The sequence below is a fragment of the Pseudoduganella ginsengisoli genome (genome assembly GCF_009720865.1).
Classification (GTDB): Bacteria; Pseudomonadota; Gammaproteobacteria; order Burkholderiales; family Burkholderiaceae_D; genus Rugamonas; species Rugamonas ginsengisoli.
This window is the reverse complement of the sequence record NZ_WNLA01000127.1, coordinates 1-249: the sequence shown is the minus strand read 5'-3', so window position 1 is coordinate 249 and position 249 is coordinate 1. Positions and strand designations below refer to the sequence as shown.

Genomic DNA, 249 nt, shown 5'->3' with positions numbered 1-249 from the left:
TGGTGAGCGCAGTGCCGATCAGCGTGCCGCCGTCATATACCGACACCGTGCTGTTGGCTTCCGCCGTGCCGCTGATGGTTGGCTTGTTGACATTGGTGATGCGGTCGCCCGGCACACCCGAGTCCGACACCAGCCCCGGCGCTGCCGGCACCGCCGGCGCCGTGCGGTCGATCGTCACTTTCAGGCCCTGCGACGGCGCACTGAAGTTGCCCGCCTTGTCTTCCTGCGTGACCGTGTACGCAATGTCGA

The 249-nt window shown here is 66.3% G+C and carries 1 protein-coding gene; it reads right to left on the bottom strand.

The window, feature by feature from the left end:
- Positions 1–249: Ig-like domain-containing protein (locus GM668_RS32000; protein WP_170305943.1), on the bottom strand; the 249-nt coding region annotated here is incomplete at both ends.